We start from the raw sequence: 12,179 nt of genomic DNA on the forward strand, positions 1-12,179 counted from the left end.
TCAGCGGTTGAGCCACGGTTCGGGGTTGAGTTTCTCCTTTTCCCGCCGTAGCTGGAAGTGGAGGACGGTGCGCCCGCCGTCTGCTCCGTCGGAGAAGATGGTGCCGAGCGTCTGCCCTGTCTTCACCGTGTCGTCCGCCTTCACCGAGGCTGTAGACAGGTTGCAGTAGACGGAAATATAGGCGCCGTGGCGTACGAGGATGTTGAACAGTCCGTTCAGCTGGAACACGGCGGCTACCTTGCCGTTGAACACGGCACGTGCCTGGGCTCCCGGTTTGGCCTGGATATCGATACCTTTGTTGTCGAGCTTCACCCCCCGCAGACCGGGCACGGTGTATTCGCCGTAGTGGCTGGTGATGATGTAAGGACCCGTGACAGGCACAGGAAGTTTTCCGCGGTTGCTGGCGAAGCTGCCGGAGAGTTCGCGGTCGGCTTTGTTCATCGTGTATGCCTCCAGCGGCTTGGCTTTCGGTTTGGTGGCCGACGGACTTTCTGTTTTTTCTGCTTTCTTGCGGGCAGCCGCTTCGCGCCGCGCCTCTTCTTCGGCACGTTTGCGTGCTTTTTCTATTTCTTCGGCAATCAGGCGGTCGATGCGGGCATTCAGTTGGTTGGCTTCCTTGCGTTTCTTGTTGATTTCGCTCTGTAGGCTGCGCTGCTTCTTGCGTAGGCTGTCTACCAGGGCTTTTTGTTCTTTTTCCTGCCGTTCGAGCGTTGTTTTCTCGTTCTCGCGCTCTTTCAGAAGGTTTTCCTTGGCCTTGCGGGCTTCGGTCAGCTCGGCGCGCTTGTCGTTGATTTGTTTCTGTTTCTTTTGGATTTCTTCGCCCTGCATGCGCTGGTAGGAAGCATACTCGCGGACGTAGCGCAAGCGCCGGTAGGTCTGCTCCAGGGTCTGTGCGGAGAAAATGAACAGCAGCTTGTCCTGAATCGTATGGTTGCGGTAGAGGTAGTTGACCGAAGCCGCATATTTTGTTTTTTTATCTTTTAATTCTTTCTGTAGCTGATTGAGTTGCCGTTCCAGCGAGACCAGTTCGCGATCGATGGCATCCATGTCGCTGTTGATGGCCAGAATGTAGCGTTTGCGTTCCTCGATCTGCCCCGTCAGGGCGGCTAGTCCTTTCAGCTGGCTACCTACATTCTTGGTTGTGGTTTGCAACAGGCTTTCCGATTCGGCAATCTGTTTCTGCAAAGCGCCGCGCTTACTTTCCAGCTCTTTGATGAGCTTGTTCGACTGAGCCATCAGAGGCAGCAGCAGACAAAGGCATCCAGCTAACGCACACAAGAACCGTTTCATAGGCTCATCAACATTTCAAGTAGTTCATGAAGTTCCACCTTTTGATAGCGGGAGGAAAGTTGTGTCGGGGTCAGGTTAAAAGGTTTGGTGGAAAAGTCTGTCAACTCTATTTTTCCTTTCTCCAGCGAAGGAATGCCCAGTTCACTACCGGTCAACGTATTCTTTCCACCGGGACGTGAAGCCGCATAAAGTAACTTTTCCAAGTGTTGGAAAGTCGCTTTCTTGGGAAGCATGCCTTTCAGTTCCTGACGTGAGGCCTGCACGTAGCGTTTGCCCATGCGGTCTACCAGAATTACTTCGTCGGGCGTGATGTCAATGCGCGCCACTTCGGAACGCAATATCGGCATGAGGAAGGAAAGTTGCATCCGTTCACCGTTTTTTAGTTTCATGGTGCCGTTAACTGTCAGAACAGCATCCTTGGTAGGCACGGTCAAAGTCACTTTGGACGAAAGATAGCCGGTTTCGTTGCTTTTACTCCCTGCTTGACGGGAAGTCTTACAACCGGCTAAGCCTATCAGCAAAGCCATCAGACACAATAGCGGCATAAATGGCCGCGTACGGAATTTATTCTTTATATTCATTTTTATTCAGTCTTTTTTCGGGTTCGCGGATGTATTTTCGTTGCTTTATCTTCTGTTTCAGTGTTTCCGAATCGCTGCCCATATCGAGTGCCTGCTGCCAATATTTCACAGCTTGTTCTACTTCGTTTACCATGTAATAAATGTCGCCGCAATGTTCTACTACTTCGGCGCTTTTTTCTTCATCACTCTTCATGGCTTGGTCGATATACAGGCGGGCTTGTACATAATTCTCTTTTTCGAACAGAATCCAGGCGTATGTATCCAGATAGGTCGCATTTTGTGGTTCGGCTTTCACCGTTTTATAGCTCATTTCTTCTGCTTTGTCCAGATTCTTGCGTTCCAAGGAAAGATAGTAAGCATAGTTGTTCAATGCTCCTATGTTATTGGGGTTATAGACCAAGGCTGAATCGTAAGCGGCGTAGGCCTCTTCATTCTTGTCTTTTGTATGCCAGGCGTCGCCAATGATGGCATAAAAGTCGGATACAACTTCTTTTTTACTATCTTTAGTGACGTGTGTTAATGCTTTTTGACAAATAGCAAGTGCATCGTCTGTTCGTTCGGCTTGGTTGTAGGCGATAGCCAGGTAAAAATAGAATTCCAACATATCAGGGTTGGCTTCAACTCCAGCTTCACATAAACGGATGATTTCCTGATAATCCTCGCTACGAACAGCTTCGCCCAGTAGCGTCATACGAGCTGCCGTATTGGTCGGATCGATGTCGAGTACTTTGTTGAGTACAGGAATAGATTGTTTGTTCATGCCTTTTGACAGAAGGTATTGTGCGTATAGCATTGGCATGTTGGCATCATCAGATTCCTGTTCCATGATACGGTCGAACAAGGTTATGATACGAGTACTGTCTTGGCCAGCTTGTTCGTTCTGTACAATTAGTCGGCGCATAACTTCCAGTTTGGTGGCTGGTTCTACTTTCTTGTTCAGCAAGATGGTATCAAGCTGTTGGTTATAAAGTTCTTTTTGTCCGGTTTTCTCATAATAAGAAGCCATTGAATAGAGAGCCATCGCATTGTCTGGTTCTTCGGTCAGTACTTTTTGATAAAGAGTATAGGCTTCTTCTGTTTTGTTGTTGTCCAAATAGACGTCTCCTAATACTACTTGATAGCGAAGATCATTAGGGTATTCACTCACTAAACTCTCTATTTCGCGGAATGCATTTTTACGATCGTCTTGTTGCAGGTAGATACGGAACTTTTCCATACTGATTTGTTCGCTTTTACCAAGCTTTTCTTCCAGTCGGTTAAGTAGTACCAGCACTTTGTCGTACTGTTGTTGGCGGTTATAGATATCCAGCAGATTGTAAATAGGATCTAGTTTGTCAGGAAAGCGTATTGTCATGTCCTCCAATAATACAGTGGCTTTCTCTGTGTTCTGTTGTTGCAGATAGAGATTGACTAATCCTTGTGCATACCAATAATTATCTGGAGCGTAATACACTGCTTTTTCCAGTGAAATTACCGCTTGTTCTTCCTGTTTCAAGGCCATGTAAAACTGCGATAATTCGAACAGTGCTGAAGGAGCATTGGGACGGATACGTAGACAATGTTGTAATAGGTCGAAGGCGGCATCATATTTCTGCTGCGTTTTCATCCGTACTGCTTCCAGAAAAAAATAGTTATATTTGCGTTGGAGGGCTGGAGCCAAAGTATCTGCCGTGACTATTGTTGTTGTATTCGCGGAAATCTTTGTTCTGTTTCCTTCACGAACCATTCCGCATGACATCAATAGGCATATCGCAAGAATTGTTCCCAGCCAATTGTTCAGTTTGTATCTCATTATTCGATTTATTCGTTTTTTATTTACAGATTTCTACATACCTGTATGTCCGAAACCACCAGCACCGCGTTGTGTTTCATCCAATACTTCTACTTCTTTCCAAATGGCTTGCTCATGACGGGCTATAACCATCTGTGCAATGCGTTCTCCGTCCTCAATAACAAATGGTTCGGCTGACAGATTGATCAGGATGACACATATTTCTCCTCGATAATCAGCATCTATCGTGCCGGGGGAGTTGAGCACCGTTATTCCTTTCTTTAGAGCTAATCCGCTGCGAGGGCGTACTTGTGCTTCAAAGCCAGGAGGAAGGGCAATGTACAGTCCAGTAGGTATCAGACAGCGTTGCATGGGTGCGAGAGTCATCGGTTCGGACAGGTTGGCACGTAAATCCATGCCTGCCGACAGTTCGGTGGCATAGGCTGGAAGCGGATGCTTTGAACGGTTGATAATCTGTACTTTCAGCATATTCGGTATCGTCTAACTAATTTTATATACTTATTTTAATGGGCAAAAGTACGGATTTTGAAGCAAATAGTCATACATTTGCAGTTAAATATAAGTAACTGCATTCTTGTTTTCTCAAACGTCAAACTTATAAAAATCTAAGATGAATTGGAATACCCTTTTGTCAGCCAAGCGTTTCGGATTGGAAGAATTTCATCAGGAACGTCACGAGAATCGTTCAGAGTTTCAACGCGACTATGATCGCCTGGTCTTCTCAGCCCCTTTTCGTCGCTTGCAGAACAAAACGCAGGTTTTTCCTTTACCGGGCAGTATTTTTGTGCACAATCGATTGACGCATAGCTTGGAAGTATCATGTGTGGGACGTTCATTGGGGAACGATGTTGCTAAAGGGATCTTGGCTAAGGAACCAGATTTACAGCAGAGTTTTCTTCCAGAAATAGGTTCTATTGTTTCAGCCGCTTGTTTGGCTCATGATTTAGGCAATCCGCCGTTTGGGCATTCAGGGGAACGGGCTATTTCTACTTTTTTCTCCGAAGGAAAAGGACTTATTTTAAAAGGTGAACTGACAGAGGCGCAGTGGGAGGACTTTACTCATTTTGAAGGGAATGCCAATGCTTTCCGTCTTCTAACTCATCAGTTTGAAGGAAGACGTCCAGGTGGTTTTGTACTGACCTATTCGACTTTGGCCAGCATTGTAAAATATCCCTTTTCATCGAGTTTGGCGGGAAAGAAATCTAAATTCGGTTTTTTCATCAGTGAAGAGGGAAGTTTCCGTCGTATTGCTGAGGAACTGGGCATGATAAAGTTGAATGAACATCCGCTGAGATATGCTCGTCATCCATTGGTTTACTTGGTAGAGGCGGCTGACGATATCTGTTATCAGATGATGGATATTGAGGATGCGCATAAATTGAAAATATTGACTACAGACGGAACGAAAAGTTTGCTTCTTTCTTATTTTGACGATGAACGTAAGGCGCATATGGAACAGACGCTGAAGATCGTAAGTGATGTCAACGAACAGATTGCCTATCTGCGTTCCAGTGTCATCGGTTTGTTGATACGTGAATGTACCCAAGCTTTTTTGGATAACGAAAAGCAGATATTGGCGGGTAAGTTTGAGGGTACACTGATTAAACATATTAGTCCTCTTCCTGCTTCTGCTTATCATCTTTGCTCTGAAATATCGTTTGAGAAAATATATTGCTCGCGCGATGTACTCGATATTGAATTAGCAGGTTTTCGTATTATCGGTACGCTGCTGGAATTGATGACTGATGCTGTTTGTTCGCCTGAAAAAACATATTCCAAATTGCTTATCAACCGGGTATCCAGCCAATATAACATAAAATCGCCCGTATTCTACGAAAGAATACAGGCGGTATTGGATTATATTTCGGGCATGACGGATGTCTTTGCCCTTGATCTTTATCGGAAAATAAACGGGAACAGTTTGCCGGAAATTAGCTGATGTTCCGTGCCTTTTCAGGCCTTCTTGTTGAACACGAAACGGTTCACATCTTGTTCGTTTTCTACAAACGATTGGATGTGGCGAATACGTTTTTCAGCTAAAATTTCATCGACAGCAATCAGGATGCCTGTTTCTTCTACATTGCCGAATTCATAATTGATAGCGGTACCGAACATGCGCATTGTGGGACTTAGGCTCATGTAGGCATTGACTAACGGGGGGATGTTGTAACCAAATTTTCTGATTTCAGCATTTAATATTTTGTAGTCTTCTTTGAATGAGTCTTTGCAGAATAATGCAGCCAAGTCGTTTTCATCTGCTTCTAATTTCAATGGTTCCATCGGAACAACTAACCCTTCCTTATCGCCAAAATGCTTATGCAGGAAGTAGAGAATCATGTCGCGACCCAAACGATGATAACTGGGGTACATAGTTACTTTGCCGAAGAAATACTTTACATTGGGCATGACGACCGTCAGTGCACCTAAACCATCCCACAAGTTGTCCAGTGCGAAAAGACCTTTGCTGTCTGTACGTGTGGATTGGTATTCCAAAGTGACGAATGAACGGCCTAGCTCAATGGTGGTAGGCAAGTATTCTTTCAAGAATTGTTCGGAGAAGTGGAACATGTGTGAAGTAGCCAAAATTGGGGCTCCCTGTTCGTCGAACCGAACGTCTGTTCCCAGCAGGTAGCGGTATCCACCCAGGATTTCCTCGGCTTCGGGGTTCCATACGATCAATTGCTTGTAGGGATTTTCCATGGTGTCGTATTCGTCTATGTCCATCGACATGCCGGTTCCACCACCGGCAGCTCGGAAAGCAATTTCTCGTAATCTGCCGATTTCTCTCATCGTGTTTGGGGCTTCATGTGCCGTAACGATGTATATCTGATTATGGCTGCGGTTTGTCATCCGTAAGCGCCTTTCTTCCGTCAGCTCCGCTTTCAGCAGTTCTTTGTCTACCGGTGCTATAATCTCTTCCATACTCATACCTATTTTTCTATAAACTCTGTGTCCTTACAACTTATATACGATATCCTTTACATACTGTGCCCATTGCGCGGGTGTCTTCGACTTGTCGAACGTTTGCCAGGGAATGGGTTTCCCGATGGTTACGGTAAAGGTCTTGTGTCGGTTTTTCAGCATTTCGTCGGCTAGATACAACATGGCGATGTTGAACTTGATTCCCAGGAACTTGCACAGGTTTGCCAAGTTGTAGAAAAAGTTGGAGTTGCGTCCCTCGAAGTGTATGGGGACGACGTCGCGCTGATGTTCTACGCTTTTTACGATGAATGCCTTTTTCCAATCCAGATCGGCTATCACTCCGCCTTTCTGACGGCGGGAACAAAGGCCGGCGGGGAACATGATGAGCTGATTGTCTGACGCAAAACCGGCTTCTACCAGTTTAGGGAAGTCTTTGGCCTGGCGGCCGGTCTTGTTGATGGGAATGCAGAGGGGAGCCAGTCCGTGAAGGTTCATCAGCAGGTCGTTCACCAGATACTTCACCTTGCCGTCATAGTGTCGGCCCAGTATGTAGCCCAGGGAGATGCCGTCCTGTCCGCCCAACGGATGGTTGGAGACAAACGTGCACAAGCGGTCGTCCGGCAGGTTCTCGCGGCCTTTTACTTCGATCTTGGCATCGAGAAACTCCAGGCATGCTTCCAGAAAGTCGACTCCGACCTTGTCTTTCGATTCGCGCAGGAAGACGTTCAGTTCGTCTTGATGGACGATGTGCTTCAGGTACGAAACGACGAAACGGGGCACGTACTTTGATTGCTTCGGAGCTTTTTCCCGAAGGATCCTGTCAATGTCTATTAAAAACAAAGAGTCATCTGCCATTCTTGAATCCGGATAAAATAACTGCGCAAAATTAACGCTTCTTTTTAATTTCGTGCAAGACTTTGACAGAAAATACACCTGAAAACTGACAAAATACACCCAAAATCTATCAATAAACAGATTTTCCCCCTAAGTTTATCGGATTTCGGGTGACCGAATGCGTAAAGAGTCCGTATCATTGCATCGTCGGAACAAAAGTACGACAATTAATCATTTAACACGCACGTATAGTATGAACAGTGTAACATTTACAAAGGCTTTGGTGGGGATTCAAGACGATCTGCTCCGCTTTGCCTACAAGCTTACCGCAGACCGCGAAGACGCAAACGACCTCCTTCAGGAGACTTCCTTGAAAGCACTCGACAATGAAGATAAATATACACCTGAAACGAATTTTAAAGGATGGGTTTATACCATCATGCGCAATATCTTTATCAACAACTACCGCAAGATGATGCGTGACCAGACGTTCGTCGACCAGACGGAAAACCAGTATCACCTGAACACGCCCAGCGAGAGTTACGTGGAAAGCACCGAGACGGCCTACGACCTGAAAGAGATGCACCGCATCGTCAACGCCCTCCCCAAGGAATACCGCATCCCATTCTCCATGCACGTGGCGGGCTTCAAGTACCGTGAGATTGCCGAGAAGCTCGACCTCCCCTTGGGTACGGTGAAGAGCCGCATCTTCTTCACGCGCCAGCGGCTGCAACGCGAACTGAAGGACTTCGTCTGATACTCCCCAATCTCTATATATATGAAAGGACAAGCGTTTTTCGTGAGAAAAGGCTGTGTATATTTTTAGTTGTGCAAAGAAAAGGGCCGGCTTCGCTTCGAAGTCGGCTCTTTTCTTCAGGTCGGCAGGCGGAAAATCCCGATTGTCAGGCCAAAAACCGTGGTCGATGGGTAGAAAATCCCGATTTTCAAGCCGACAACCGCGGTAGATGGGCCGAATATCCTGAAAGTCGCCTGAAAACCGTGGTAAACGGGGCAAAAATCCCGATTTTCAAGCCGGCAACCGCGGTAGACGGGCCGAAAATCCCGAAAGTCGGCCAAAAACCGTGGTGGACGGGCGGAAAATCCCGATTGTCAGGCCGACAACTGCGGTGGACGGGTAGAAAATCCCGAAAGTTGCCCCCCCTCGTTCACTTAAAGTATCGTTCGCACAAGTCGGCGGAAACGTCTGCAAACAAAGGATTTAAAGCTGTTGAAAACTTGTTTATGGATTTTAGCGAAATCCTTGCCCGTAATTGTGGAGAAATGCGTACTTTTACAGCCGTTTATATAATTAAGGTGCAAATGGCTGAAAAAGAAACGACATACCACATCCCCGTGCTGCTGAAACCCAGTGTGGACGGCATGGACATCCGCCCGGACGGCACGTACGTTGACGTGACCTTCGGTGGCGGCGGACACTCGCGCGAAATCCTCTCCCGGCTGGGCGATGGCGGGCGGTTGCTGAGCTTCGACCAGGACGAGGATGCCGAACGTAACATCGTGGACGACCCGCACTTCACCTTCGTGCGCAGCAACTTCCGCTACCTGCACAACTTCCTGCGCTACTACGGCGTCGACCGTGTGGACGCCATTCTGGCCGACCTGGGCGTGTCGTCCCATCACTTCGACGACAGCGAACGAGGCTTCTCCTTTCGCTTCGACGGCCAGCTGGACATGCGCATGAACAAGCGTGCCAGCCTGACGGCGGCCGACGTGGTGAATACCTACGACGAGGAGCGCCTGGCTGACATCTTCTACCTCTACGGCGAGCTGAAGAACAGCCGCAAGCTGGCTTCCCTGCTGGCGAAGGCACGCACCGTGCAGAAAATCGTCACTATCGGCGACTTTCTGGACATCGTCAAGCCCCTCTTCGGCCGCGAACGCGAGAAGAAGGAACTGGCCAAGGTATTCCAAGCCTTGCGCATCGAGGTGAATCAGGAGATGGAGGCCTTGAAGGAAATGCTCCGCGCCGCTACCGAGGCGTTGCGGCCGGGCGGTCGTCTGGTCGTCATCACCTACCACTCGCTGGAAGACCGCATGGTGAAGAATATCATGAAGACGGGCAACGTAGAGGGCCGCGCCGAGCAGGACTTCTACGGCAACGTGCAGGCGCCTTTCCGACTGGTGAACAACAAGGTTATCGTGCCCGACGCCGAGGAGATAGCCCGCAACCCCCGTTCGCGCAGCGCCAAACTGAGAATAGCAGAAAAACGATGAAATAAAGGAGATATTGCAATGGAAACGACACAAGAAAACACCGTGCAGCCGGGCAAGAAGAAAAGCAAGCATGCTTCCTGGAAAAGCATTGTGGGCGGCGATATTCTGGCCACGGACTTCTTCCGCCGGCAGACGAAGCTGCTGGTGCTGGTTATGGTGCTTATCATCTTCTACATCCACAACCGCTACGCCTGCCAGCAGCAGATGATCGAGATCGACCGCCTGAAAAAGGAGCTGACCGACATTAAGTATGACGCCCTGACCCGCAGTTCCGAACTGATGGAGCGCAGCCGCCAGTCGCGCATCGAGGAGTACATCTCCACCCGTGAAAGCGATTTGCAGACGGCGACCAATCCTCCTTACCTGATAAAGTAAAACTACAATCCGCAACGAACACCATGGCTGTAAACAAAAAAAACATAATGACCCGCTACTTCTTCGTCGTGCTGCTGATGTCGCTCACGGGGATAGCGGTGGTAGTCAAGGCCGGCCTCATCATGTTTGCCGAGCAGGGCTACTGGAAAGACGTGGCCGACCGCTTCGTGCGCGAAGGCGTTCCTGTCAGGCCTAACCGTGGCAATATCCTCTCGGCCGACGGCAAGCTGATGGCCAGCTCCCTGCCCGAATACCGCATCTACATGGACTTCAAGGCCGGTGGACATCAGAAAGACACCATGCTGATGAATCACCTGACGGAAATCTGCGAAGGTCTTCATAAGATTTTCCCGGATCGGAGTGTTGCTCAGTTCAAGTCTCATCTGCTGAAGGGCCGCAAGAAAGGAAGCCGTAACTACCTGATTTATCCTAAGCGCATTTCCTACATTCAGTATAAGGAGGCCAAGCGTCTGCCCGTGTTCAATTTGAACAAATACAAAGGTGGTTTTCATGAGCTGGCCTACAACCAGCGTAAGAAACCGTTCGGTTCACTCGCTGCACGTACGCTGGGCGACGTGTATGCCGATACCGCTCAGGGTGCGAAGAATGGCATCGAGCTGGCTTTCGACTCCTTGCTGAAAGGTCGCGAAGGCATCACCCACCGACAGAAGGTGATGAACAAGTACCTGAACATCGTGGATCGTCCGCCCGTGGATGGTTGCGATATCATCACCACTATCGACGTCGACATGCAGGATATCTGTGAAAAGGCGTTGGTTGACAAGTTGAAAGAGCTGGAAGCCGTGTCTGGCGTAGCCATTCTGATGGATGTACCCACAGGCGACGTGAAGGCTATTGTCAACATGACGCGCGGGCAGGACGGCAACTATTACGAGATGCGCAACCTCGCTATCAGCAACTTGCAGGAGCCGGGTTCCACCTTCAAGACCGCCTCCATCATGGTGGCGCTGGAGGACGGTAAAGTCACGCCCGACTACATCGTTGATACCGGCAACGGCATCAAGATGATGTACGGCCAGGCCATGCGCGACCACAACTGGCATCGTGGAGGTTATGGCGCCATCGACGTGAACCGCATCATGGAGGTGTCGTCCAACATCGGAGTGTCCAGCATCATCGACAAGTACTACAAGGACGATCCGCAAAAGTTTGTGGATGGCCTGAAGCGCATGAGTATCGACCAGCCGCTCCACCTGCAAATCCCAGGCGAAGGCATACCCAACATCAAGGGACCCAAGGAGAAATACTTTGCCAAGACCACCTTGCCATGGATGAGTATCGGCTACGAGGTGCAGTTGCCACCCATCAACATCTTGACCTTCTACAACGCCATCGCTAACAACGGAAAGATGGTTCGTCCCCGCTTCGTTACTAAGGCTGTGAAGGACGGCGATACAGTGGAAGAATTCCCTGTTGAGGTTATCAATGAGAAGATCTGTTCGGATCGCACTTTGGAGCAGATACGTACCATCTTGCGCAACGTCGTCGGTCACGGACTGGCCAAGCCGGCAGGCAGCGATCAGTTCAACGTGTCGGGAAAGACCGGCACGGCACAGATCTCGCAGGGAGCGGCAGGCTACAAGAGCGGAGTGCGCAACCACTTGGTCAGCTTCTGTGGTTACTTCCCTTCGGAGCAGCCTCGCTACAGCTGCATTGTCTCTATTCAGATCAACAAAGGTATCGCCTCGGGTGGTGGAATGGCAGGAAGTGTTTTTGGCAAGATTGCAGAACGCGTCTATGCTAAGAATCTCCATTTTGACTTGAGTAATGCCGTAGATAGCACGACCAATGTTATTCCGGCAGTTAAGGCTGGCAATATGAATGAAACGGTCCGAGTGCTGGAAGGTCTGCAGGTACCGGTACAGAAGGATTTTAAGCTGTCGGCTAGTCAGACCACTTGGGGACATGCACAGCAATCACCCAATGCGGTTATCTTGCAGGCTGGAGAAGATAAAACGGGGTTGGTGCCGAATGTGATAGGGATGGGAGCTAAAGACGCTGTCTATCTGCTGGAAAGCAAGGGGCTGCGTGTACAGCTTTATGGCATCGGCAGGGTGAGAAGCCAGTCCATAGCAGGAGGTAGCAGGTTGGTGAAAGGACAGACTGTTACCCTTCAACTAAGACAATAA

11 protein-coding genes are annotated in these 12,179 nt (G+C 48.8%); 5 read left to right on the forward strand and 6 right to left on the reverse strand.

Annotated elements, in window-relative coordinates:
• Genes BQ8005_RS12535 through dut form a run of 4 tightly spaced genes read right to left on the reverse strand, consistent with a single transcriptional unit; the run spans position 1 to position 4,128 of the window.
• Positions 1 to 1,290 carry a murein hydrolase activator EnvC family protein gene (locus tag BQ8005_RS12535; protein WP_075318299.1) on the reverse strand — a complete coding sequence of 430 codons (1,290 nt, stop codon included), beginning with the start codon at positions 1,288 to 1,290 and terminating at the stop codon, positions 1 to 3.
• Entirely contained in the window at positions 1,287 to 1,871 is a 585-nt protein-coding gene (locus BQ8005_RS12540) for a lipoprotein insertase outer membrane protein LolB1 (RefSeq protein WP_075318300.1), read from the reverse strand. The genes BQ8005_RS12535 and BQ8005_RS12540 overlap by 4 nt, the downstream gene beginning before the upstream one ends.
• Positions 1,855 to 3,663 carry a tetratricopeptide repeat protein gene (locus BQ8005_RS12545; RefSeq protein ID WP_075318301.1) on the reverse strand — a complete coding sequence of 603 codons (1,809 nt, stop codon included), beginning with the start codon at positions 3,661 to 3,663 and terminating at the stop codon, positions 1,855 to 1,857. Before BQ8005_RS12545 ends, BQ8005_RS12540 begins: the two co-directional genes overlap by 17 nt.
• Before the next feature lie 33 nt (positions 3,664 to 3,696).
• Entirely contained in the window at positions 3,697 to 4,128 is a 432-nt protein-coding gene (gene dut, locus BQ8005_RS12550) for a dUTP diphosphatase (protein WP_075319191.1), read from the reverse strand.
• Between the two features lie 145 nt (positions 4,129 to 4,273).
• Here dut and BQ8005_RS12555 point away from each other — a divergent pair, with 145 nt between their 5' ends.
• Complete coding sequence (locus BQ8005_RS12555) at positions 4,274 to 5,602, forward strand: deoxyguanosinetriphosphate triphosphohydrolase (protein WP_075318302.1); 1,329 nt, start codon at positions 4,274 to 4,276, stop codon at positions 5,600 to 5,602.
• A 14-nt stretch (positions 5,603 to 5,616) separates the two neighbouring features.
• On the opposite strand, the gene BQ8005_RS12560 is transcribed toward BQ8005_RS12555, so the two are convergent.
• Both BQ8005_RS12560 and BQ8005_RS12565 read right to left on the reverse strand, forming a co-directional pair.
• A complete protein-coding gene (locus tag BQ8005_RS12560; protein ID WP_021848811.1) occupies positions 5,617 to 6,585 on the reverse strand; it encodes a glycine N(alpha)-acyltransferase GlsB in 969 nt (322 codons plus the stop codon).
• A gap of 33 nt (positions 6,586 to 6,618) precedes the next feature.
• Positions 6,619 to 7,440 (reverse strand): lyso-glycine lipid O-acyltransferase GlsA, encoded by an 822-nt coding sequence (locus tag BQ8005_RS12565; protein WP_021848812.1) that lies wholly within the window; start codon positions 7,438 to 7,440, stop codon positions 6,619 to 6,621.
• 232 nt (positions 7,441 to 7,672) lie between these two features.
• Between BQ8005_RS12565 and BQ8005_RS12570 the strand changes: the two genes are divergently transcribed.
• From BQ8005_RS12570 to BQ8005_RS12585, 4 genes are all read left to right on the forward strand, one after another.
• Positions 7,673 to 8,176 (forward strand): RNA polymerase sigma factor, encoded by a 504-nt coding sequence (locus BQ8005_RS12570; protein WP_075318303.1) that lies wholly within the window; start codon positions 7,673 to 7,675, stop codon positions 8,174 to 8,176.
• A 563-nt stretch (positions 8,177 to 8,739) separates the two neighbouring features.
• Positions 8,740 to 9,654, forward strand: a complete 915-nt coding sequence (gene rsmH / locus BQ8005_RS12575) for a 16S rRNA (cytosine(1402)-N(4))-methyltransferase RsmH (protein ID WP_075319193.1) — start codon at positions 8,740 to 8,742, stop codon at positions 9,652 to 9,654.
• Between the two features lie 18 nt (positions 9,655 to 9,672).
• Positions 9,673 to 10,029, forward strand: a complete 357-nt coding sequence (locus BQ8005_RS12580; protein ID WP_021848815.1) for an FtsL-like putative cell division protein — start codon at positions 9,673 to 9,675, stop codon at positions 10,027 to 10,029.
• A gap of 23 nt (positions 10,030 to 10,052) precedes the next feature.
• Positions 10,053 to 12,179 carry a penicillin-binding protein gene (locus tag BQ8005_RS12585; RefSeq protein WP_234984048.1) on the forward strand — a complete coding sequence of 709 codons (2,127 nt, stop codon included), beginning with the start codon at positions 10,053 to 10,055 and terminating at the stop codon, positions 12,177 to 12,179.

The organism is Bacteroides togonis, from assembly GCF_900130135.1.
Lineage (GTDB): Bacteria > Bacteroidota > Bacteroidia > Bacteroidales > Bacteroidaceae > Bacteroides > Bacteroides pullorum.

Bases quoted from the DNA above. Each gene is read 5' to 3' on its own strand.
- BQ8005_RS12560 (WP_021848811.1), bottom strand. From the start codon at position 6,585: ATGGAAGAGATTATAGCACCGGTAGACAAAGAACTGCTGAAAGCGGAG.
- BQ8005_RS12535 (WP_075318299.1), bottom strand. From the start codon at position 1,290: ATGAAACGGTTCTTGTGTGCGTTAGCTGGATGCCTTTGTCTGCTGCTG.
- BQ8005_RS12555 (WP_075318302.1), top strand. From the start codon at position 4,274: ATGAATTGGAATACCCTTTTGTCAGCCAAGCGTTTCGGATTGGAAGAA.
- BQ8005_RS12585 (WP_234984048.1), top strand. From the start codon at position 10,053: ATGGCTGTAAACAAAAAAAACATAATGACCCGCTACTTCTTCGTCGTG.
- BQ8005_RS12565 (WP_021848812.1), bottom strand. From the start codon at position 7,440: ATGGCAGATGACTCTTTGTTTTTAATAGACATTGACAGGATCCTTCGG.
- BQ8005_RS12580 (WP_021848815.1), top strand. From the start codon at position 9,673: ATGGAAACGACACAAGAAAACACCGTGCAGCCGGGCAAGAAGAAAAGC.
- BQ8005_RS12570 (WP_075318303.1), top strand. From the start codon at position 7,673: ATGAACAGTGTAACATTTACAAAGGCTTTGGTGGGGATTCAAGACGAT.
- BQ8005_RS12545 (WP_075318301.1), bottom strand. From the start codon at position 3,663: ATGAGATACAAACTGAACAATTGGCTGGGAACAATTCTTGCGATATGC.
- BQ8005_RS12540 (WP_075318300.1), bottom strand. From the start codon at position 1,871: ATGAATATAAAGAATAAATTCCGTACGCGGCCATTTATGCCGCTATTG.
- rsmH (WP_075319193.1), top strand. From the start codon at position 8,740: ATGGCTGAAAAAGAAACGACATACCACATCCCCGTGCTGCTGAAACCC.